19 protein-coding genes and 2 pseudogenes are annotated in these 23,914 nt (G+C 42.3%); 7 read left to right on the forward strand and 14 right to left on the reverse strand.

The window, feature by feature from the left end; all coding sequences use genetic code 11:
* Positions 1-36: 36 nt before the first annotated feature.
* Positions 37-1,431 (forward strand): M28 family peptidase, encoded by a 1,395-nt coding sequence (locus CXF82_RS21520; protein ID WP_101090050.1) that lies wholly within the window; start codon positions 37-39, stop codon positions 1,429-1,431.
* Positions 1,432-1,451: 20 nt separating this feature from the next.
* A complete protein-coding gene (locus CXF82_RS21525; RefSeq protein ID WP_101090049.1) occupies positions 1,452-1,703 on the forward strand; it encodes a hypothetical protein in 252 nt (83 codons plus the stop codon).
* A gap of 104 nt (positions 1,704-1,807) precedes the next feature.
* On the opposite strand, the gene CXF82_RS21530 is transcribed toward CXF82_RS21525, so the two are convergent.
* Positions 1,808-2,650: a 23S rRNA (adenine(2030)-N(6))-methyltransferase RlmJ gene (locus CXF82_RS21530; protein WP_101090048.1), complete on the reverse strand. Its 843-nt coding sequence runs from the start codon at positions 2,648-2,650 to the stop codon at positions 1,808-1,810.
* A 140-nt stretch (positions 2,651-2,790) separates the two neighbouring features.
* On the opposite strand from CXF82_RS21530, the gene CXF82_RS21535 reads away from it, so the two are divergent.
* Positions 2,791-3,552, forward strand: coding sequence for a class I SAM-dependent methyltransferase (locus tag CXF82_RS21535; protein ID WP_101090162.1), 762 nt, complete (start codon positions 2,791-2,793; stop codon positions 3,550-3,552).
* A gap of 353 nt (positions 3,553-3,905) precedes the next feature.
* Here the strand turns inward: CXF82_RS21535 and CXF82_RS21540 are convergent, their stop codons facing one another.
* The gene (locus tag CXF82_RS21540; RefSeq protein WP_102044922.1) at positions 3,906-5,582 is read right to left on the reverse strand and encodes a hypothetical protein; all 1,677 of its coding nucleotides are present in this window, start codon (positions 5,580-5,582) and stop codon (positions 3,906-3,908) included.
* 381 nt (positions 5,583-5,963) lie between these two features.
* Here CXF82_RS21540 and CXF82_RS21545 point away from each other — a divergent pair.
* Positions 5,964-6,092, forward strand: a pseudogene (locus CXF82_RS21545) (class I SAM-dependent methyltransferase); the annotation flags it as partial.
* A gap of 425 nt (positions 6,093-6,517) precedes the next feature.
* Here CXF82_RS21545 and CXF82_RS21550 read toward each other — a convergent pair.
* The 10 genes and pseudogenes from CXF82_RS21550 to xsc form a co-directional block, all read right to left on the reverse strand.
* Positions 6,518-7,163: pseudogene (locus CXF82_RS21550) on the reverse strand (ISAs1 family transposase); the annotation flags it as partial.
* Between the two features lie 428 nt (positions 7,164-7,591).
* A complete protein-coding gene (locus CXF82_RS21555) occupies positions 7,592-8,656 on the reverse strand; it encodes a porin (protein WP_257982842.1) in 1,065 nt (354 codons plus the stop codon).
* 178 nt (positions 8,657-8,834) lie between these two features.
* On the reverse strand, positions 8,835-9,716 hold the full coding sequence (locus tag CXF82_RS21560; RefSeq protein ID WP_101090047.1) for a cache domain-containing protein: 882 nt from the start codon (positions 9,714-9,716) through the stop codon (positions 8,835-8,837).
* A gap of 57 nt (positions 9,717-9,773) precedes the next feature.
* Entirely contained in the window at positions 9,774-11,114 is a 1,341-nt protein-coding gene (locus CXF82_RS21565) for a TRAP transporter large permease (protein WP_101090046.1), read from the reverse strand.
* Position 11,115: 1 nt separating this feature from the next.
* Positions 11,116-11,661 carry a TRAP transporter small permease gene (locus CXF82_RS21570; RefSeq protein WP_102044923.1) on the reverse strand — a complete coding sequence of 182 codons (546 nt, stop codon included), beginning with the start codon at positions 11,659-11,661 and terminating at the stop codon, positions 11,116-11,118.
* Between the two features lie 105 nt (positions 11,662-11,766).
* The gene (locus tag CXF82_RS21575) at positions 11,767-12,774 is read right to left on the reverse strand and encodes a TRAP transporter substrate-binding protein (RefSeq protein ID WP_102039927.1); all 1,008 of its coding nucleotides are present in this window, start codon (positions 12,772-12,774) and stop codon (positions 11,767-11,769) included.
* Positions 12,775-12,832: 58 nt separating this feature from the next.
* Positions 12,833-14,272: an NAD(P)/FAD-dependent oxidoreductase gene (locus tag CXF82_RS21580; protein WP_101090043.1), complete on the reverse strand. Its 1,440-nt coding sequence runs from the start codon at positions 14,270-14,272 to the stop codon at positions 12,833-12,835.
* Positions 14,273-14,310: 38 nt separating this feature from the next.
* Positions 14,311-14,703: a nuclear transport factor 2 family protein gene (locus tag CXF82_RS21585; protein WP_101090042.1), complete on the reverse strand. Its 393-nt coding sequence runs from the start codon at positions 14,701-14,703 to the stop codon at positions 14,311-14,313.
* Positions 14,704-14,897: 194 nt separating this feature from the next.
* The gene (locus CXF82_RS21590) at positions 14,898-15,938 is read right to left on the reverse strand and encodes a YeiH family protein (protein ID WP_102044924.1); all 1,041 of its coding nucleotides are present in this window, start codon (positions 15,936-15,938) and stop codon (positions 14,898-14,900) included.
* Positions 15,939-16,004: 66 nt separating this feature from the next.
* The gene (gene xsc, locus CXF82_RS21595) at positions 16,005-17,816 is read right to left on the reverse strand and encodes a sulfoacetaldehyde acetyltransferase (protein WP_180961127.1); all 1,812 of its coding nucleotides are present in this window, start codon (positions 17,814-17,816) and stop codon (positions 16,005-16,007) included.
* Between the two features lie 263 nt (positions 17,817-18,079).
* On the opposite strand from xsc, the gene CXF82_RS21600 reads away from it, so the two are divergent.
* Positions 18,080-19,051 carry an AAA family ATPase gene (locus tag CXF82_RS21600; protein ID WP_102044925.1) on the forward strand — a complete coding sequence of 324 codons (972 nt, stop codon included), beginning with the start codon at positions 18,080-18,082 and terminating at the stop codon, positions 19,049-19,051.
* A 4-nt stretch (positions 19,052-19,055) separates the two neighbouring features.
* Positions 19,056-20,816, forward strand: a complete 1,761-nt coding sequence (locus tag CXF82_RS21605; RefSeq protein WP_102044926.1) for a cobaltochelatase CobT-related protein — start codon at positions 19,056-19,058, stop codon at positions 20,814-20,816.
* Between the two features lie 5 nt (positions 20,817-20,821).
* Here CXF82_RS21605 and CXF82_RS21610 read toward each other — a convergent pair whose 3' ends face one another.
* A complete protein-coding gene (locus tag CXF82_RS21610) occupies positions 20,822-21,583 on the reverse strand; it encodes a sulfite exporter TauE/SafE family protein (RefSeq protein ID WP_102044927.1) in 762 nt (253 codons plus the stop codon).
* Between the two features lie 18 nt (positions 21,584-21,601).
* Positions 21,602-22,654, reverse strand: coding sequence for a phosphate acetyltransferase (gene pta / locus CXF82_RS21615; protein ID WP_102044928.1), 1,053 nt, complete (start codon positions 22,652-22,654; stop codon positions 21,602-21,604).
* Positions 22,655-22,889: 235 nt separating this feature from the next.
* On the opposite strand from pta, the gene CXF82_RS21620 reads away from it, so the two are divergent.
* Entirely contained in the window at positions 22,890-23,693 is an 804-nt protein-coding gene (locus CXF82_RS21620; RefSeq protein WP_102044929.1) for an IclR family transcriptional regulator, read from the forward strand.
* Positions 23,694-23,914 lie beyond the last annotated feature (221 nt).

Genomic DNA, 23,914 nt, shown 5'->3' on the forward strand with positions numbered 1-23,914 from the left:
AGTGGTGCGCAAAATAACAACAAAAAGAATCATCAGATGAATACGTTCTTTGGTAAATGGTCTCTCAGCGCTAAGTGGCCTTTGGCTGCGCTTGCGTTATCGGTAGTGGCAGCAAGCAGTGTTGCCAGCGAAGCTAATGTTGCTCCCTCTGCAGAAGACATGCGCTTATACACTATCGCGACTGCGCCAAGCGCTAATCACTTACGTAGTGATGTTGAGAAATTGGTGAGTTTTGGTACCCGGCATACGCTGTCTGAAACAGCATCTGATACTCAAGGTATTGGCGCGGCAAGACGTTGGATAAAAGCGGAATTTGAGCAGATATCTACAGCTTGTGGTGGCTGCCTAGAGGTTATAACACTTGCCGATACTGTCACGGGTAAGCGCATTCCTAATCCTACCGAAGTGGTCAATGTCATTGCGATTCAGCGTGGTAGTACAGATCCTAAGCGTGTAGTGATGATGAGCGGTGATATTGACTCCCGAGTGACTGATGTGATGAATGCAACGTCACTCTCCCCGGGTGCTAACGACAATGCATCGGGTGTGGCTGGCGCGATAGAAGCGGCGCGAGTGTTATCTCAGTTCCAGTTTAACGGCACCATTGTTTACGCGGCGTTATCGGGCGAGGAGCAAGGTTTATACGGTGGCGCAACGCTAGCGCAATACGCTAAAGATAAAGGCTGGCAAGTTCAGGCTGTATTAAACAATGACATGATAGGTAACATTGAAGGCATTAACGGGGTAATCGATAACCACTCAGTGCGGGTCTTTTCTGAAGGGGTACGGATTGCAGAAACCACAGATGAAGCCAAACAGCGTTATTTTAGTGGCGGCGAAAATGATTCTGCATCACGTAACCTTGCCCGTAAAATTAAGACGTTAGCAGACCAATACATGACTAACTTAGATGTCATGCTGGTGTACCGTTTAGATCGCTTTGGTCGTGGCGGCCATCATCTGCCTTTTAACAAAGCGGGTTTACCGGCCGTGCGCATCATGGAAACTAACGAGAACTACAACCGCCAACATCAAGATATTCGCGTTGAAAATGGCATTGCTTATGGTGATGTAATTGAAGGTGTTGATTTCAATTTTAATGCAAAATTAACCGCGTTAAATGCCATTAGCTTAGCCTCAATGGCATGGGCACCCGCGCCGCCAGCTGGTGTCAGTATTGAAGGCCAAGTGTCAGCCAGTACCACGCTAAATTGGCATGCTGCTAAGCAAAAAGAGGTGGTGGGATACCGAGTGTACTGGCGGTTAACCACAGAGTCAGAATGGACGCATAGCCGTTATGTGGGCAAGGTCAATTCGTTCAAGCTGGAAAACATGGTGATAGATAACTACCTATTTGGTGTTGCGAGTGTGAGTGCTAACGGAAACGTCAGTCCGGTAGTCTTCCCTGGGGCTGCTGGGGCATTTTTTTAATCAAGGATGAATAAATTTTTATGAAAATAGTTTTAATATTATCAATAGCGCTACTTTCCATTAGCACAGTGGCTTGCTCATCCAATACGGTGTCTAATGCGGGTTGTGATTTTGTAAAAGGTGCAAGTACTAATGCGGCTGATCGAGAAGTTAGAGATTCGCGTCCAGGTCAAACATTCTCTAGCGATAATCACGATACAGAAATAGGTATCTTAAGTGCAATTATGGGCTTATTTACTCGTCAGATTAACGATGACGATGAGTGTTTATAGTTTTAATTGGTAGTATCAGGTTTATAGTGAGCTAGGGTTAAAACAAAAGCGCCCATGCAGGTTGATTCGCATGAGCGCTTTATGTCAGGTAATAACGTCAGACGTTATTCAGCAACTTCTAGTTTAACCACGGTTTTACCACCATTTTGGCCAATACGCCGCTCAAGATAATCGAGCATCTCTTTAGCAATGGTGTCTAATTGCCATGGTGGATTGATAATCCACAACCCAGCGGCCGTCATACCAAATTCATCACTGTCTGGCTTAATCGCTTGTTCAATACGCAGCTGGTTCTTAATACCGCTTTCGGCCAATACCTTAAGCATACGTTCGGTTTGCGCGCGATCAACGACCGGATACCAAAGCATAAATACGCCGCTAGAAAAGCGTTTGTGCGCCTTGATAATGGCTTTAGCAACATCTTGATAATCCGTTTTCATTTCGTAACTCGGGTCAATCAAAATAACCCCACGACGCTCAAGAGGTGGCACAGCACCAATCATACCTTTGAGGCCGTCTCCCTTGATGACGTTAACGTGTTTGTCACCGGCAAATTGTTCTTCCAGTGTTAGAAAGTCAGTACCGTGCAGTTCGTGCAAAACCATGCGATCTTTCTGACGCATGTTCATATCAACAAAGGCAGGCGAGCCTGGGTAAAACTCGAGATCTTTCTTACCTTGGTTAAAATGAGTCACATCGGTAATGTACTGTACTAAAGATTCAGGTAAATCACTTCGCTCCCACAGTCTCGCGACGCCTTCTAAATACTCGCCGGTCTTTTTTGAAAAGTCGTCCGTGAGTGCATAACCTCCAGCGCCAGCATGGCTATCAATGTAGGCCATTGGCTTATCTTTTTTATGCATTAATTTCAGCACTTGCACCAAGATTGCGTGCTTGAGGACATCGGCATAATTGCCAGCGTGATAGCCGTGACGGTAACTTAACATGAGGATTCCAGACTTAAATGGACAGTCATAAACTGTGTAATAGCGTCATTATAAGTTTTATGTGGCATCAGGTATAGGTATTCACTCTCGCTGGCTTTTGGCATAATGTGACTGAGCCTCTTAAACACTTGGAATTACTTTTGCAAATACCGATTTTTTTTAATCCGCAATACCCGTCTCTCGCTGATATTAGTGAACGCTGGGGACTGGTTTGGGATAAAGAAGCGCAGTTTGAGTTACGCTTTGAGCACAACACCTTAAGTCTGTATAAGCGTGATGAACCAAAATTGGACGGTATTAACGTTGATTTTGTTTCTGGTGCCGTTGCACACCGACGTAAGTTTGGTGGCGGTCGAGGTCAATCAATTGCAAAAGCGGTCGGCCTTAAGCAAGGCGTAATGCCAACCGTAGTGGACGGTACCGCTGGCCTAGGTCGCGATGCCTTTGTGCTTGCAGGTCTCGGGTGTAAAGTGATTATGGTTGAGCGTCACCCTGTGGTGGCCGCTTTATTGGAGGATGGTTTACGCCGAGCCTACGACGATGCTGAAATTGGAGAGTGGATGCGAGAGCGCATGAGCTTATTCCATGGCTCAAGCCTTAATGCGTTAGCCGATGCCGCTAAATCATCAGGCACCGAAATTGACGTGGTCTACCTTGATCCTATGTATCCACACCGTGAGAAATCGGCGTTAGTTAAAAAAGAGATGCGTGTCTTTCAAACCCTTGTAGGGGCAGATCTAGATGCTGATGGTTTACTTAAACCGGCTCAAGCCTTAGCCACCAAACGCGTGGTAGTTAAACGCCCTGACTATGCAGAAGATCTCGATGGGGTAAAACCGAGTATGGTTTTGGCGCAAAAGAAAAACAGATTCGATGTATATGTTAAAGCGGCGATGAAGTAGGTTTAAGTTATTGTTTCGACAATTAGTCGCTATGGTTGAACTCATACATTGGCATAACGTACCGACAGTCTGACAAATTAGACATGACTAGGAGTTTTAAAGCGGTTAATGCTCCTCATTTACCTAATGTTCTCAATTGCTGAGCAAAGATCATCATTAACACAACCTAGTGAATATACGGACAAAGAACGAGTCACTAATTCAAGTTTGTGTGAGTGTTGGCCTGAATCACCAGAGACTATTAGCGTTTACATGAACTCTTAACTTCCCTGGTTCACGAGGGTAAATAACGGTGAGAATTCCACGTGCAACATTATATTGAGGCCGCACAATAAGCTGTGCGGCCATTTCAGTTAGTTGACTTCTATATGCTTAACTTCATACCCGCTATCTTTTAACGCTTGCTTGCTGTACTGGTAATACATATTTCTGGCATTCTCTGACAGCTCTCTATTAATGATGCTGTCATATTTCCATTCGCCAACATCGTTCATCTGCTCAATAGGATTATCTATTACACGCAATCCTAGATTATTACACCAACTCTTATAACTTCTATGTATTACCTCACCATACTGAGTAACACTATTCATATCTGCGAAGCACATTAACGCACCAACTGCCTCTTGCTCTTTAGTTGGTTTCATCATTATCTTGGCATGAGCTGTCATTACACCGTCTTGATATTTCCAATCTCTACTAACAACTCCGCCTTTATCTTGATAGACAATTTCTTGAAGTGGAATAGCAGTTTCATTATTCAAAATGTATGTAACGGTATGCAATGGATTGCATGTGTTATGGCTAAATACGTATCGAGTATTTTCATTCAATGTTCCTAAGCCAAGATAAGACAAACTAATATCACTCTTATTGATATGGCACTCAGGCAATAAAGGCTCTTTTTGTGCTGTTTTTTGTGGCACTGGAAATTCACTAGGCGTTAAATTCCCACCAGGATTTTGAAGTGATAAAACCGGCACTTCAGCATTACCAAGTCTCTTTGGCTCCTGTATTGGTGTTAGCTGCGGTTCTAACGGCTTTGGTTGTGGCGATTCGATTAATGTAGGCACTTTATCATTGCCAAGCTTATTAGGTGCTTCTACTGGCACTACTTGCGGCGACACGATTGGCGCTAACTCTGGTATTAATTGTGGAGTTTCATCATTGCCAAGTTTATTAGGAGCGATAACAGGCACTAGTGACGGCGCTAATGGATCTTGTGGTTCCTGTGGTATTAAAGTAGGTATTTTATCATTCTCCAGCTTGCTAGGCATTTTAATAGGCACCACCTGCGGCGTCATAATTGGCGCTAATACTGGCGATAGTTGTGGTGCTTCATTGTTAATCGTCTTACTCGGAGCGATAACCGGTACTAATGACGGCATTAATGCTTCTTTTGGTGCCTGTGGTTCTAAAGTAGGTATTTTATCGTTACCAAGCTGACTAGGCGTTTTCATTGGTACTAGTTGCGGCGATACAATGGGCTCAAACTGCGGTACTTTATTATTTCCAAGCATATCAGGAACAATAACCGGCACTAATGACGGAGTTAGCATTGTGTTAAGAGTTAACTGCTTAAGCATTGGTATTCTCTGTGGGCTAATACTTGGCGTAAGTGATGGTAATTTATATGGTGCAACCATTTTATTATTAACCGGCGATTGGTGAAGCGTAGGAGTTAAGTTTTTTATCTGGTCTGGAGTAATAAAACCATTACTAACTAAACTAGGCACTTTGAAAGTAACAGGCTGCAGCAGCGGGGCTCTCTGATAAAGTGGTTTAGGCGCTATAACCGGTTGTAAGCTTGGTGCCTGATAACCTGCAGTCATTAACTGCGGAACTCTTTGAAATAGCTTAGGTGGCTCTTTTGCTAGCTCAGGAGTTTTAACTGCAGGCAATGTTGGTGCTACCTGCTCAGTTGGTTTGTCTTTGTTTGGGTGAATAAGGCTATTAACGTTGTGTTCTACTTCGCCACCACAAGCGGAAAGGCTTATCGTTATTGCAGCGAATAAAATCAATTTCTTCATTTACAATTCCTATATCTATAAAAATGTGTGTGAGCAAGCTTCAATTCTTCAATCAAAGTATCTTCCCACGCGGTTCTATACACTCATATTTCGCGATGTTCAAATAGTTTGTAAATACAAGAAATCACTAATTAACAGTATTTTATGTTGTTAATATGTAGTGTTTTGTGTTTTTTAACTACCTTTCCGCCCGCGAGTGGTACTTCCGGCTTACTCTGGTTTGTGACCACTCTGTGAATAGCAGGTCTAAGTTGTGAAGTGATTATTTTTGAACATCATTGGAGTGTGCTTATGACGACAGTTAGATTGTTGAATGCTTGAATGAGCTTATTTTATAGTGTGAGTATTGATGTGGCCTACTTTGATAGTTTACACAAACGTTTAACGGCTAAACGCGTTGTAGTTAAGCGCCCTGACTACGCTGAAGACCTCGACGGTGTAAAACCGAGTATGGTATTGGCGCAAAAGAAAAACAGATTCGATGTATATGTAAAAGCGGCAATGAAGTAGGTTTTATCGTTCTGCTCAAGGCAATTTTAGTCATCTTTAGTGGTGGCTAATATTTGATAAAAGATTATAAATTAAGATGTGGGTGGATGGTAAAAGAAACAATATATAGACCTCATAAATAAGCTGGCTCTTCTTGCCTATCCATATTTAGATCCAAATGTAGCATAGTTATGAAATTATTTTATTTACAAAAAAGGACTTAGTGATGCTACGTTTGTTGTATTAATTGACCGCTTCATATCGATCAAAGAACGCGATAAGTGAGAGGGATAGTAATCACAGGACAAACGCATGAGTGTTCATTATTTAGTCGAGCTACATAATCTAGGGAGGAAAGCTTTTTCTAGATGTTGAGGATTCATTAAACAACGCTTTTGTTTACCAATGATACTGAGCTTAGTCGCTTCTGTTCTAAGCATGTTGAGAGCCATATGCCTCAAGTAAGCTTGATTTACCGCTTTAGCTAAGCGGCCTTGATTGTTTTTTATAGCCAGTAGGTAATTACCATCTTTGTCGATGATCGTTTAGCAATCGTTGTTTGACTGCTTATTGCATCGATTGTCACTAGCGATCCGCGTAGTTCTAGTATTTTCAAAAAAGTTCTGTAATTGCCGTGATTTCATTATTTTTTTTGTCTAATTTTAATTGAGCAAGTACCAGCTTATTTGTTGAAGCATAAGCACTTATCATATGAATAGTGCTGTTTTGGTCATCACGATTATATGAATCGCGTAGCGTTTTTCCATCAATCGCAGTGACTTCCCCATTAGTTAGCTGCTGAACCGATTGCATCCATACTAGAAAATACTCGTTAAAACGATCAGGAGTAATAACAGGAATTGTTCTAGCAATTGTATCGTCAGTAGGGATCCCGCCGGTACAATTTTTTTGCGTTTTGAACCAATGGTGGTGACCAGTAATGTATTCTCCGATATCGAACCAATCATTCGAACCTGCAATAACAGCGCAAAGAGAATCGAACAGTATATCGAACAATGGATAGGTGATCTTTGCACTTTGGCGGTAGTCGTCAATCGCGCCAAAATGTTCTTTGAATGATTCGATATACATAATGAGACTCCTTAAAAAGGAGTATAAGCTCACAAGTAATTGATTCGGTCAATATTTTGCTGAAACTGCTTGAATAACGTTCACGATCTGACCCTGAGTATTATGGTGTTTATAGTGCATTTAAAATCCATTATAACGATAACACCTAAGGGGAACTTTGTTTTGGATTATAATTTATTACACGTTTTTAAATAAGTTTTTAAAATTAATTAACTTCAATATTCATGGGCTCTTTTTTGTTGGTGTTGATAAATTATAACGGAGATATTAAGTAGTTTTAATTATAAATTTGATATCATTGTGTGGGGTTATAATGAGTCACTCAATACATTGTGTAGTATGAATGTTGTATATATAAATAAATTCAATAGCTGTGATTGCAGCTATTGAATGATAAAGGCTTTTATAAAAAATGGGTTAATAATATTTTACTTTCCCCACATCATATTAAAGTCATAACGGAAGCCAAGTGTCACGCTTTGATCATCATTTTGTTGATCATAGTTTTTAGCTAAGTACTCTAAGTGAAGGCGGATATTGCTAACAGGGTTCCACTCAAGAGTAGTGTTATAACCGCTGTAGCTTTGGCTGAATAGATCACTCTTACCGTCATCGTAATCAAAGTAACCGAGCTTAACTTTATATTGATCAGCAATAGGATAAGCAAGTGCTGTATCTAATGTACTGCCGCTCTTATCAATAGAAGAGACATCAAAGTCGTAACTAACATCGGTATAGGCTGCAGCTAAGTAAAGACCATTTTTAAATCCATAAGCCACAGAGGCTGCCCAGGTTTCTTGCTCGCCATTAATTTCAGCACCGTTGACTGAATCACTGGTGTTTTGATCTAGATAAGTGACACCAACATGAAAGCTATCTTTATCAAAAGCGAGGCCTGAGTTATACAGGTAAGTATCATTGTTACCATTTAGCTGAGCAGAGGTCATCAAGGTAAATTGTTTGAGACTTAATTTGTAGGTAGCGAAGTTATCAACAAAAAATGGTCCGTTGCTATCGAAAGCAAAAGGGCTAGCTGCATTGTTAAAGATATCAACATATTCTTCAATTAAGGTGTATTGAGCCGGTCTTTGCTTACCAAAGGCAACTTGTCCATAAGGTGAAGCAATACCAAGATAGGCTAAACGAGCTTTACCTAAATCACCATTATTTGAGATATCAACACTCCACTCGCCTTGCGCAATTGCACTCCAACCATCAGAAAACTCTGTGCTAGCTTTAATGCCGACTCTAGAGAGTGCATCGCCTATATCCCAGTTATTATCTTGGTTGTCTTTGTAGACCAATGTGGGTCTAAAAGAACCGTATAAGCTGAATTTACTGTTTTCAAACTGCGAAGGACTCGCTGTTTCACCTTCTAACTGCTGAATTCGTTCATTTAATTTTTCCACTTTTTGTTCGAGTGTATCTGCAGCATGGGCGCTCATAGTTAACGCACACAGACTTAAAGGTAGTACTGTCATTATCTTCATCATTGTTATATCCCTTTTTATTTTGATTTTAGAATCCAGACACACCGCTACTCTAATTTTGTAGTTAAAAATTAGAGTAAGAATCTTTTATTGATGTTTATTAATTAATTCTAGTTTTCCACGCTTAATTTATTATTAATCTTTTATGTTGTTAACCTTTTTTATTACTAAATAAATATCATTAGTTCGGAGTGTAATATCCTACACACAATAAATACCTATCAATTAATCTAAATAAAGTGCGCTTAACTTCTTTTTCATTCGTAATGGGGTTTGTCCAGACATAACTTATTTCGCCCGAATCTTTTTGTTTCGCCATTTCTAGCATTTTATTGGTGGCGGCTTTGCCGACATCATCTAACGAAGTGTCGATTGATTGGTTGATTAAGCTGCGACTAACTCCGTGAGCCAGAAATAACTTTGTTTTAATATCAATAACAAAAATATAAAGATCACCTTTAATATATTCACCGTCTAAATTATTGAATTTATGCAGCGCTGCTTTTACATTTTTATGTATTTCAACTGTGGCTAAGCCTAATAGTTCTTTTGCTTGAAATGCAGTAGCTCTGACTGGATAATAGCCTACCGCAACAATGGTATTTCCAACACGTTGAAATAAAGTTCTTTTTGGTGAAGCTGAACGATCTGTCGGGTTCTTCCAGTGATACTCAACAGCTCCGTTCCCATCTTTTATGGCTTTTTGGATCATTTCTCGGAAAAAATATTTACCATACATATCAAAGGTATCTAATACTGTATCACCGACTAATACAGAAGATGAACCGCCACTGGCTAAGAATTCACCGTCAATATTGAGTGCGAAAACATACAAGTTACCGTCAAAAAATTCAGGCTTTTGGTTGAAATCACTTGCGGCTTCACTACCATTTTCTTTTATATAGTCAACGGCTGTTGCTAAAAGTACTTTGGCTCTAACTTCTTCTTTTGTTTCGATGTGAGTAACACTCAGATCTTCATCAGCTGCTGTCATGCCTGCTGATACAGAGGTGCTGATCACTAAACTTGCGGCTAATAAGCTACTTTTTAATTTAGTATTCATAGAATATTCCTAAGTATGTCAATTTAATAAAATGTGTGTTGTTACCGAGTTGATTCATTAATATCCCACCAGAGAGGGAAGCCAAAGTGTTAACTGTGGGAAGAATGCGATAATAATAACGCCAATCACAGAAGCTAAGACGAAGGGGTGAATACGTGCGGTGATCTGTTCAACGCTCGAACCGCCAATACCGGATGCGACAAAGATATTCTCCCCTAGAGGAGGCGTCGCAAACCCAATTGAAAGTACGCATACCACAACGATACCAACATGGGTTGGATCCGCGCCTAACATATACATAATAGGCAGCATGACCGGGACAATAATCATGATGGCTGCCAATGTCTCCATAAACATACCGACAAAGAGTAGGAAGACAATCATCAGAATCCAGATCAAGTACATGTTATCGGTCATGTGCAGTAAATTTTCAGCAATGATGGCTGGAATTCTTTGCTCGACCAATAAGCGACCAAATACTGTGGCGGCAAATAAAATTAGAAGTACTCGCCCTGTGATCCAAGTGGTCGTAGATAACGACTTAAATACGTTTTTGATTTTCATCTCTTTGTGGATAAAGAAACCCACAAAAAGTGAATACATGACCGCGACGATGGCTGATTCTGTTGGCGTAAAGAAGCCAGAGTATATGCCACCGAGTATTAATACTGGTGCAAGCAGTGACCAAATCCCGCGGCGGAAAACCGTTCCTATCTCAGAGAACGACCATGTATCGGTTAATCCTTTATAGCCTTCGCGTTTTGAGATGACATAATTCATTACGATCAAGCTACCAGCGATAATAAAGCCAGGAATAACACCTGCAATAAAGAGCTTAGGAATCGAAATACTGGCAAATTGACCATGTAAAGCGATGGCTTCAGCGGGTGGCTTGAGTCCCATTGATGAGATGCCAAAAATGACTAAGGGAATTGAAGGGGGAATAATAATACCCAGTCCACCAGAGGCGGCAGTTACGGCTGATGCATAGCTTCTATCGTACTTACGCTTGACCATGGCGGGAATCATTAACATACCTACTGCTGCCGTAGTTGCTGGACCAGAACCTGATATTGAGCCGAAAAATACGCAAGCGATAATTGTCGCGGCACCTAAGCCACCGGTAATTGGGCCAGCTAAGTGTTCGGCTATATCGACTAATCGCCGCGAAATACCTGCTGCCTCCATAAGGGCACCCGCAAGGACAAAGGCGGGGAGGGCCATTAAAGGGAAGTTACCCACAGAGGTAAATGCGATTTGAACCATTGCTATAGGATTTTTATCAAGTATTAGGTAAGCAGCCATTGCTGCGCCAGCTAAAGAGACCGTAATTGGAGCACCTAGGATAAGCATCACTAAGAAACCGCCAAACAAAATCAGCGTGAGATATTGTTCCATGCTATATCTCTCCTTGATTAGCTTGACTGATTTTTTTCAGTTCTTCTGCTTCAGGATCAAGAGCTTCAATCCCTTTAAATAATCGTAAATACATATTCCACAGTATTCTTACCGACATCAATGTGAATGCAATGGGTAAAATAAGGTAAAAGTACTTCATTGGAATTCCTGTCGTTTGCGACTTCCAAAATAGGTTCATTTTATTAAAGACAAAGTCATAACTTAAATAAACAAAAAAGAGGTTGAATCCAATCCACAATAGATCGGCAATTGTCTCACTGATGGTTTTAACGATTGGTGGAAACCATTTAAACTGAAATGTAACTCGGTTATGCGCAGACATCTTAGCGGCGACTACGGCCCCCAGATAAGCAAACCAAACAAACATGTAAGTTGATACTTCATCCCCCCAAGGGATGGAGTACTGAAAAAATTGGCGTAATACAATTTGTGCAAATAACAACATAACAAAGGTGGCTAACAATAAAGCACACAAATACTCTTCAATATTATTAATGTGTTTTATAAAAAAATGCTTAGCAGACATATTCTTGTCCTCAATAAACAACTAAGAATAAAGCGAACAAACTCATTGTTAATATTCGCACTCGCCATTTTTATGACTATTTTTAAAGGGAATTAATCGATGAGATTAATTAGCGGCGCGACCGAGTGTTGCTAAGGCTCCATCAAGTTTATCCTTGCCACCTATGCTGTCATAAAATTTAGGCCAGACAGTCTTAGTTGCTAGATCTATCCACTCTTTTTCACCATTACTTGGATCAGAGATAACCATGCCTTTGGCGACTAAAGATTTCTTAATTTTATCTTCAGACTCTAATAAGAAAGAGTAGCTATGTTCAGTGGCTTCTTTACCTGCTTCTAAAATGATGGCTTGCATTGCAGGCTTTTGAGATTGGAATACAGATTCACTGATGATAAGTGGCTCAATTGAAAAGATATAACGAAGGTTGGTGACGTACTTTTGGACTTCATTAAATTTCATCGCATCGATAGTGATATAAGGATTATCTTGTCCATCAACCACGCCTAACTGCAGGCCTGTGAAGGTTTCTGACCAAGCCATAGGTGTTGGGTTAACGCCCCAGGCTTGGTAGGTCGACATCATAATCTCATTACGTGGCACACGAATGACTAACCCTTTAAGGTCGGCGAGTGATTTTACCGGACGTTTTGAGTTAGTGAGTACGCGAAAACCAGAATATGCCCAACCAATAATGCGTACACCTGCATCGTCAATCGTATTTTGAACGAGCTCTTGACCGATTTTACCTTGGGTTAATGTTTTTGCATCTTCAGGGCTTAAGATAACGTAGGGCATAGTCAGTAAGCCTACGCTAGGTGAAAATGGCGTGACGTTGTTAATCGCCAATACTGAGAAGTCTAATATACCCATAGAAGCATTGTTAACAGTATCTTGCTCATTGCCTAATTGGCCATTAGGAAATAGATCAACAGTGGCTTTGCCACCTGTTTTTTCGTTGAGTAATTCCTGAAATGTTTTTCCTAATTCCCACTGAGTTCCTCCGGCAGCGTCCCCTAATGCCATTTTGAACGTTTCAGCAGAAGCGATGGGTGACATTGCGAGTAAGCTAACACTGGTGATAATGGGTACAATTACGGCTTTAACAAATTTCATAGTTCTATCCTGTTTTATAATTATTAGATTCGAATTGAAAATATTATTTTGCATCAACTTAAAAGACTTCATCTTTAAGGTGATACCAGTTGTACAAAAACTTCTGACCCATTCTTCTAAAAGGAGCAAATGCTTCAGATTCAATAGCCTCGCGAACATTCGGAAAGGGCAACTGAGATTGAAATATCGGGAGATCTATCTGAGTTTCTTCTCCGGCAATCCACTGCGCGAGTCGTTTACCTGCTTGGGCTGAATACATCACGCCATTACCGCCGTAGCCCATGGCGTAATAGATGGTTTCTTTCGGATCTGGTCGGTAAATACGTGGCATCATGTCATGGCTGACATCGACCCATCCCCACCAGGAGTAATCTATTTGTATTCCCTTAAGTGCTGGGAATTTCTTTGCTAAATCATTTTCCAGAAATTGTTGGTATTTTTGCTTGGGAGCATTTTTACCAGTAATGGCACTGCGGCTGCCTATTTGAAGGCGGTTGTCAGGTAGAAGGCGGTAATAATGTCTTAATATTCGGGTATCGGTGATAACTTGATGAGTTTTAAAATTACACGCTGCGAGTTCTGCGTTGGTTAATGGTCGCGTGACAATTGAATTAGAAAGAATAGGCAGTAAACGATTTTTAGTACTGGCATGCAAACCTTGAGAAGTATAACCGCCAGTTGCCATTCCTACAGCGCCCGCTTTGACGACACCACCTGGCGTACGTAAGCAATGTTCTCCATTACGTGTTTCCCAGCCGATAACTGGGCTACCAGGATGAACTTTAACCCCGAGTGCACGCGCTTTTTTCAAATAACCAAAGGCGAGTTTGCCTGCATGAATGCCAATACCTTCGGGCTCGTGCATAGCACCTGCCGCTTCGGAGTCATTAACATACTCATTTTTGACGGTGGCAGCATCTAAGATCTGCGCATCATAATTAAATGTTTTACGCAGTATTGAAGCTTCTTTTTCCAGAGTGGGCATAACCTTGTCGCGGTGGGCTATATAAAGGTGTCCACCTGCTTGAGGCTCACAATCAATATCTTTAATCAGATCCTTAAATGTTTGCATACCATCCAGACATTCTTGGTGCATACGCAGTGCAGTATCGACTCCCCAGCGTTCAATCCATTGTGAGCGCTTTAAGCGTCCTGATGCACATTGAGCTTGTCCGCCATTACGGGTACTACAGCCCCAACTTGTTCTATTTGCCTCTAATACCGTGGCTTTAATACCGTAATGCTCAGCAAGATAAATCGCAGCACATAGTCCCGTATAACCAGAGCCAACAATCACAACATCGGCTGTGATATCACTCACGATTGGGCCATCATCTTCAGGGGCTTCACCCGCAGTACCAATCCAGTAGGTTGGGGCATAATCTTGCCCGTGACCTGGGTTAGGCTGTACTAATGGATCATATTGTGGATTATACGGTTCCCGTGCATTCATCCCTGCTTTTAGATCTAAGCCAGCGGTTTCGAGGTGTATGCTCATAGTCATCCTTAATGCGTTTTGCAGAAATCAGACCGCAATTAAGCGGACGCTGCCAGTGAGGGACGATCTTTACGGAAGGCATTTTTTACCAAAATTTTGCCATCACGTAGGGTAAATACATCAACCATGCGTGCTTCGACGCGAGTACCGTCAGCTTTAGTACCGCAGAATGTAGATTCAGTTACCGCTTTATCACCAATGATAAAGTGCTCTGCATCTAACCATTGCGCGTCAGGAAAGTTTGTCCACGCGAGTTGGAAGGCGGCTTTAACGTCATCAGCACCACTAAAGCTACTGCCTAAAACTGTTGAGCCCGCGGTAGCATGGAACTCACAATCCTGAGTCATACAGCTCATAAGTGTGTCAATATCATGGTCATTCCATGCTTGAGAAAAGGCCTCTAAAAAACTAATGCTGACTTGATTATTCATTGTGTTGCTTCCTAATTATTTATTTAACTGTTTTCATACGTCATGAATTTGTAATCTTTATTGCATAAAATGAAATGTTTTGTATCGCATTTTGTAATTTATATCAATATGCGTTCCTTTTACTTAAGGCGTTACGCCGCAGTATTCGGTTGATATTTGTCATACTTTTTTACTACATTCAGTTTTTATTTTTACTAACTAGAAATAATCTGGCTTAAATAGACGATAATGAGCATGTAAAGCGCGATAAATATCGTGTTACTCATTAGTAGGACAATGGGCTTCCAACCTAATCCGACCAGTTTTTCAAATGACGTTTTTACGCCAAGAGCTGCAATCGATATAACTAAGCACCAACTGGAAATAGTTGAAAACAGCGTGCTAACTTCTTTTGAAATAAAACCAAATTGGTTGAATGCAATTAGCGCGATGAATACCACTAGAAATAGTGGAACTAATGGCTGACGCTTGCCCTCTTTTCCATCATATTTTTCTCGCTCAGATCTCAGCACAACAACCAATATCATGATGACAGGCATTAACATGGCGACTCTGAACATTTTGGCTAAGGTGGCGGCATCACCGACTTCTGGCGACAGCATATATCCGGCGCCAACAACCTGAGCCACGTCATGTATTGAGCCTCCTAAAAATAAACCTGCTTCACTCGTGGTTAAACTGAGCGAACTGACAATAAGTGGGTAGGTGATCATGGCGACGGTTGAAAAGGTCGCAATACCGATAGCCGTCAATAACGTGTATCGTTCATTTTCTTCGTTTTGCGGCAAGGTCGATGAAATAGCCATTGCCGCTGAGATACCACAAATACCAGTGGCTCCTCCAGCGAGGAGACCTAGCATATAAGGTAGCTTTAATATTCGAGCTAAAAACAAGCTAAAACCGATGGTGAGTGCGACTCCAGCTGCAAGTGCAACCACACCAAAAGCGCCTAAATCACTAATGTCACTCACGGCAATACGCACACCGAGCAAGGCCACACCCACACGTACTAGCTTTTTAGCGCAGACTTCAATGCCTAAAATGCATCTTGGGTTATCGACCAGAAAATGGAATGAGATCCCCAGTAGCAATGCATACAAAAATTTAGGTCCGCCGTAGTGCTCAGAGATAAACGATGCTGCTGCAGCGATAACGCCACATAACATAAATCCCGGTAATATCTTTTGCACGTTGCCAAAAGTACTTAGCGGCGTTGTCAGTTGTTTTGTGCTCATGAATGAGTGACCTTTGTGAAAAAAAGGACCTGACTCAAAGGCGAGCCAGGCTTACTTCAGTAACCGTTAAACGTAATCTTTGTACTTTTCTAGATGACGTACAGGAGTCGAAAGGGCATCACGGCGGAAAGGATCACCTAGCTCTCGGGTACACATGATCTCGATGATGGTGGTCTTGCCTTCATTCATCTGCATATCAATGGCTTTCTTAAGGGCTGGGCCAACATCTTCTAAGCGATCAACCGTGATACCTTCGGCGCCCATAGCGCGTGCTATTTCGGCAAAACTTTGGTTGTCTAACTCACCTGCAACGAAGCGACGGTCATAAAAATCAACCTGATTTTTCTTCTCTGCACCCCATTGGCGGTTGTGGAAAACAACGGCTGTTACTGGAATTTCATGACGTACACATGTCATGGTTTCCATCAAGCTCATTCCCCAAGCACCATCACCAGCATAAGAGACTGCTGGACGTTCTGGTGCGGCAACTTTGGCACCGATAATTGTCGGGAAAGCATAACCACAGTTACCAAAACTCATGGCTGCAAAAAAGCTTCTTGGCTTTTCAAAGCGCAAATAACTGTTAGCAATTGAGTTGATATTACCGATGTCTGTAGACACCATGACATCTTCTGGCATTGCCTTTTCAAGCTCGCGTAGGACTTGACGTGGATGCAGGTATTCACCGCCAGAAAACGGTGTTTCTTCTGCATTTTCTTTGATCATATCGAGGCTGAATGCATCCGTTTCATGGGTCCATTCATCAAGTTCTTTTTCCCAAGCCGCTTTTTCGGCTGAGATTTTGTCTTTACGTTCGGCAACCGTCGCATCACAATTTAGCGTACGTCCAGCAAGACGTTTAGTCAGAGCTATAGCTGCTGCTTTTGCATCACCACAAATACCGACAGAGATTTTTTTAACCAGACCAAGCATCTTATTATCAGCGTCTATCTGGATAATTTTTGCGTCTTTTGGCCAGTAATCCATACCGTGTTGAGGAAGTGTACCGAATGGGCCTAAGCGTGAACCTAGCGCGATAACAACATCGGCTTGCGCCATTAATTTCATCGCAGCTTTTGAACCTTGGTAACCGAGTGGGCCACACCAAAGTTCGTGACTTGCTGGGAAAGAGTCGTTGTGCAGGTAGCTGTTAACGACTGGCGCGCCTAGGCGTTCTGCAAGTGCTTTACACTCTTCAATCGCATCGCCCATCACTACGCCGCCACCAGAGATAATCACTGGGAATTTAGCTTTAGCCAGTAAGTCAGCAGCTTCATTTAAGCTAGACTCACCGCCTGGACCACGGTCAAGACGTGAAGGCTTAGGAATTTCATAAACACTCTCACCATAAAAGTAATCACGGGGGATATTAAGTTGAGTCGGGCCCATTTCGCTTAATGCACGGTCAAAACAGCGACCGGTATATTCAGCCATACGGTTAGGGTGCGTAACGTGCCCTTGGTATTTAGTAAACTCTTGGAACATAGGGAGCTGATTACATTCTTGGAACCCGCCTAAACCCTGAGTCATCGTGCCCGTTTCAGGGGTGATAATGACTACCGGGCTATGAGCCCAATATGCAGCTGCAATAGCGGTAACACAGTTACTAATACCTGGGCCATTTTGACCGATAACAACACCATGAGTCCCGGTCACTCGAGAGAAACCATCGGCCATATGGCCAGCACCTTGCTCGTGAACCACAGGGATAAGGCGAATGCCTGCTGGAGAAAATATATCCATGGCATCCATAAATGCAGATCCCATGATACCGAATATATTTGTCACATCATTAGCGACCATCGTTTCAACGAAAGCCTCTGATGGTGTCATCTTAGTTGGACCTTCGACAACAGCGCGGTCATTTTTTGTGCTCATAATGAGTAATTCCTTGAATGAATGCTTAGGTAAGTATCGTTTATGGAATATATTGTTCCAATATCTGATCTCCCCTTACATTATTGACTACAAATCATCCTGTCAAACACTAATTGTAAAAAGTGGTACTTTTTGTTCTGATTTCTGTGTTCACGTGTTAGTTTTATGCAAACAAAAGGATGATTTGAACGGATTTGTAAGACTATTTGTTTTAATAAAATGGGCTATAGCCTTTTATTTACAAAAACTTAAGTGGATTTAATATGACTGATGAGCGCGTTAATGAACCCATTGCACTTTCAGCTAAGATTGAAGTGTGTGTCCGTGATGTATTTAACATTGATTCGGATTTAATCGTCACGGGTTATCGTGAACCTAATGCGTATGTTCCAGAAATCGATGCGGGGTATCACTTTAACAAAGAGGTGACACTTGCTATTTTGGCTGGCTTTGAACATAACCGTCGTGTGATGTTGCAAGGGATGCATGGCACCGGTAAATCTACCCATATAGAGCAAGTGGCAGCTCGATTAAATTGGCCCTGTGTACGGGTTAATTTAGACGGAAATATCAGTCGCTTAGATTTAGTGGGTAAGGACACCATTGTGATTAAAGACGGTAAACAGGTGACTGAATTTCAAGAGGGTATTTTACCTTGGTCTATTCAGCGTCCTATCGCACTTATTTTTGATGAATACGATGCCGGGCGTCCTGATGTGATGTTTGTGATCCAACGTATTTTGGAGCGAGATGGGAAACTCACCTTACTTGATAAGAATAGAGTTATCTCACCCCATGCTGATTTTCGACTCTTTGCCACAGCCAATACGATCGGCCAAGGAGATTACTCAGGCCTCTATCGTGGTGTTCAGGTATTGAACCATGCACAAATAGATCGCTGGAATATATTGGCGGCACTCAACTATTTACCTCAAGCAGAGGAGGTCAGTATGGTGTTAGATCAAGTCACTAATTTTAAAAAGGAATATAAAAATTTGGTCGACTCTATGGTGTCATTGGCAAACTTGACAAGGCAAGGCTTTATGGCGGGAGAAATCTCGACCTTAATGTCACCTCGCACTGTGATTACTTGGGCCGAGAACACCCAAATATTTGATGATATCAACTTGGCTTTTAAGCTGTCATTTTTGAATAAATGTGAAGCACAAGAGAAAGAATTAGTGGCTGAATATTTTCAGCGCTGCTTCGGACAAGAATTTATCTTAACGGAGTAACAATATGATGTTGGTCGATGATGACACGGTACAAAATCTGCAAAAAAAAGATAGCAGTGCAGACAGGTTAGCAACTTCTTTACTTAACACTTTTAATAGCCCGTTTTCTGCCCATACTGGTCTGTCACAGCACTGCGTATATCGTAATGTAAAACTGTATCTGGATACCTGCGTGATGCCATTTTACGCGCCGCATTTACAGCATTATTGGCAAGAATTCCCACTTAATGAACCTGATATTAAAGGACGAATAGATGCTTTGTCTTTACGACTTATTTATTCAGACACAGTACTTCACCAAAGCCTAAAACCTGAGACTCAAATCGCGGGATTAGTGTTTGAAATGTTGGAACAAGCGAGAGTCGAGAGCCTATTACCCCCGCAATGGCCGGGAATGGCGCTTAATATTGATCAGTTGTTTAGGCATTGGTCGCGTACATTTCATGACTCAGGTTTAACCGATACCACCGTTGGGATCTTGCTTTATACCTTAGCTCAAATGTGCCGAGCAAGATTGATGGCACAAGCCGTGTCAGCTGAAACCGAAAGTTTAATCGAGCATACTCGAGCGGCGTTATCGGGCGCCATTGGTACGCCGTTATCCGGTTTACGTCGATGCCAGCAGGATCAACAAAAGTATGCGGATTACGCGCTGGAAATTGCCCATATTATTGAAACTATGATTGAAACAGAGCAACGTATTTTAGCGGCTAATGAAGGCGCTACAAATACTGAAAAAGTGCTTAAAGGTTTTGCCATATTACTCGATGTGGTTAGCCATGAGGGGGAAGGGATTGCCACGGGTATAATTGATAACAATAAGGGCCGCTCAAAGGTAAAGTCGGTCTATCATGTGTTTACGACGCAATTTGATAAAGTGGTTTTTCCCGCCAAGTTAGTGCGTGCTGAGCTGTTACGAGAATATCGAACCCATTTAGATAAACTGGTTTTACAACAAACGATTAATATCAACCGGCTCGCACGTCAAATCGTTCTGAAACTGAGCCAACTCGAACTCGATGGCTGGCAATCAGCCAAGGATGAAGGTTATATCGATGGCGGCCGACTGCCGTTAATTGTGTGTTCGCCGAGTGAGACAGCCCTTTTTTATCAAGCTCACCTAAAACCCATTATCCATAGTCAGGTGAGCTTTCTAGTCGACTGCTCAGGCTCGATGAAAACCCATGCAAATAAAGTAGCGACCCTACTGGATATTCTGGTGCGGGCATTGGATGTGGCCAAAGTTGAAACCGAAGTGTTGGGTTTTACCACGGGGGCGTGGAATGGTGGACCGGCGTTAAAGCAATGGCGTAGACAAGCTTGTCCGCCGCATCCTGGTCGCTTGAACTCGGTATCACATTTGGTCTTTAAGCAGGCTAAACAGAGTTGGAGAAGTGGCAGGCTTGGGCTAGCCTCGATGCTTAAACTCGATCTGTATAAAGAGGGTATTGATGGTGAAGCGGTAGAATGGGCCTCTCAGCGGCTACTAAATCAAGAAACACAGCGTAAGATATTAATTGTTATCTCAGATGGTAGCCCTATGGATACCGCGACACACCAGACAAATGATCCCCTTTATCTCGACAATCACCTTAAAGATGTGGTCTTTGCTCAACAACGTCTAGGAGTTGAAATCATCGGAGTCGGCGTAGGAATTGACTTAAGTTCCTATTATCCACGCAATCTGGCAATTGATCTTGGGCAAGAGCTGGATGTCTCTTTGTTTAATACGTTAGTAGACCTCATCACTTCAACAAAAAGGTGATGAGGTTAAAGTAGTTTTAATACCCCTGATATGAGCAGGTAACTGCCCAGTAGCATCAAAATAACGAAGACGATATAACGCATTGTCTTTGGCGTTAACGGGGGAGGATAACGCCGAGCTAGCAAGGTCGTCGCAGACACTAAAGGTAGCGCTAATGCCGATAGGATTAACATCTCTGAAGTGAGTAAACCTTGGTAGGCGAGATAGCCGCTACGTGTCGCTGAAGTGCAAGCAAAAAGCAGCAATAGCATATTACGTATGGTAACCATTGAGAAGGGCTGACGATAAAAATGAAATACAAGCGGTGGGCCCGCCATACCAAATAAACCGCCGGTAAAACCCGAGGTGAAACCACTAATAAAGAAAGTGACATCATGGCTACGAAGTTGATTTTCGCTATTTTTTGCGCTGAGTATTGAGCTGACTCCACTAATAATAATCATCACACCCAATAGGAGTTGTAAAATATTGGTCGCGAAATCGCTTAAGTAAGACAGCAAAATCACGCCAATGATCACCCCTGGAAATACCGGAATACCTGCGGCTATGACGGCACGCCAATCGAGTTGTTTAAGGCTCCCCGGTAGTGAAAAAGCACAGTTAACTAAGGTGATTAAGCTGACGACGGCGGCAATAAAACTCAGCTCAGCTAGCCCGAGTGCAGTGGCTGTACCGGTGACAATAATACCGAGACCAAAGCCCGTAGAGGTTTGAAAATAAGTGCCAATCACTATGATCAATAAGAGTAAAGCTAAGGTCGTTGTCATGGAGCTCTCCCTAGAACATCAGGCGGGTATTGGTGTAAGCAGACTGCTTTGCTCTCGGGCTGAATGATTCATCGTTTGAGCTTGAACTACCGTCACAGCGATGACTAAAAAGATATCACCAGCATTACAGCCCCGTGAGAGATCATTAGCGGGTTTGGTTAAGCCCTGAAGTAAAGGGCCAATAGCAGTGGCCTGAGCCATTCTTTCTGCCAATTTATAACCGATGTTCCCGGCCTCTAAATTAGGGAAAACAAGGACATTAGATTGGCCTTTCACCTTAGAATTAGGGCCTTTTTTCTCAGCAATATCCGCTACAATCGCTGCATCCAGTTGAACATCGGCATCAATGGCTAAGTGAGGCATTGCGGCCTTGATGATATTCGATGCGTTGACCACCTTATCGACGGCGGAGTGTTTCGCGCTACCATTGGTAGAGAAAGAGAGCATCGCCACCTTAGGTTCTTCACCCAGTAAAGCTTGGGCATTACGTGCGGCAGCCATGGCTATATCAGCGAGCTCTTCGGCATTGGGGTCGATAACGAGACCACAGTCAGAAAAGATGATGCCGCCTTTAAGTTGATGAAAGGGCTGGCACATAATCATCAAGAAAAAGCTAGAGACTAATTTTGCTTCAGGGCTAACCCCAATTACTTGTATGGCATTGCGGACCACATCAGCTGTGGTATTCACTGCGCCCGCAACAGAGCCATGGGCATAGCCGAGATCAACGAGAAGATTAGCAAAACAAAGTGGCTTTTTAATCGCTAGTGCTGCGGCTTCTAATGTCATTCCTTTATGTTTTCTTTTCTCAAAGAATACCTGGCTAAACTCGGTGACAAGAGGAGAGTGCTCAGGGTCGATAACAGTAATCCCATTAAGTGTATTAGTGGCATCGTTATCATTGATAAGCTTCAGAATGGTTTTGATTTTACCGACTAAGATAATGTGAGCAATTTTCTCTTTACTGGCGCGTAAGGCAGCTTGAACAATACGTTCATCGTCACTTTCGCATAGCACTATCGTGCGTGGTGATAAACGGGCTTGCTCGATTATTCGATCTATTACTTTCATATTCACTGTCTTCTTTTGGTTGGGAGTGAGTGAGCATCCTTCAGTTACATCGGGTGCTAGTTTTTTTATATATGATTAGAATAAATAGTCTATAATGATTAATGAGACAAAAGGTTCCGTTTATTGGTGTTTGTTCGTGATACTATGCGGTGTACACGGTTAACGTCAATGAATTATCAAAAAAAAATGGTTATAATCTATGGTTCTCATGGGTTAAAAATCAAAATGGAGGTATATGAAAGGCTCTCAAACTGACCAACCTCACGCTGTGCAAGTTAATGGTGACACACCGACTCTGCGTCTATTTTCATTATTGGAAGTGATAGCGCAAAGAGATGAGTTCTTTTCATTACAGGGATTAGTTGAAGAAACGGGCTTACCAAAGCCCACGTTACACAGAATGTTACAGCAGCTAGAAGCGGCAGGAATTATTCAGCGTGATGGTGATGAACGTCATTACAGTACGGGAGGTAGGCTTCGCCGATTGGCAGAGCAACTGCTACTGAATAATACAACCCATAGTGCAAGGCGAACGGTGTTACGCCAGCTTGTCGATGATGTGGGTGAGAGTGGTAATATTACCGCGTTGTCCGGCGGAGAAATTGTCTATCTTGATAGAATAGAAACGGCGGCACCACTGAGGTTTTATTTGAAATCAGGCTCTAGAGTCCCGGTTCATTGCTCTGCTAGTGGTAAGTTGTTTTTGTCGGAGATGAGTACATCTCAGCGAAAAAGATTATTGGCGCATGCAACGTTAACCCAATATACCGATAAAACCATTACAGATATTGAGGCATTAGAGGCTGAGCTCGATAATGTTAGGCATGCAGGTTATGCCATCGATAACGAAGAGTTTTTACCGGGGTTATTATGCGTAGCGGTATTAGTACCAACCCCCTCTGGACGCTCTAATTTATGCTTAGCAATTCAGGCACCGATTATGCGTTTAAAGCCAGAAAGTGCACTGCATTTTTTACCGGCATTACAGCGCGCAGCTAGAGCCTTAGCTGCTATTGAAGCTGAAAGTTGGCCTGCATAATATCCGAATAACTTTTAAATTTAGGATTTAGAAGTAACTTGGATATCCCTGTTAAAAACGTAAATTGATGTTTAGTGCGTGCAATGGTGAGAACGTTATCGACTCGGGTTTTAATGCGGTATTTTGTAAGCATTAATGAATAATATCAATTGCACTCAGTATTTGCCCCATTCTGAGTCGCTCACGTCGTGCGGTCGACGTTTAAAGCAAATGGCAAAGCC

Source organism: Shewanella sp. GutDb-MelDb (genome assembly GCF_002836075.1).
GTDB lineage: Bacteria > Pseudomonadota > Gammaproteobacteria > Enterobacterales > Shewanellaceae > Shewanella.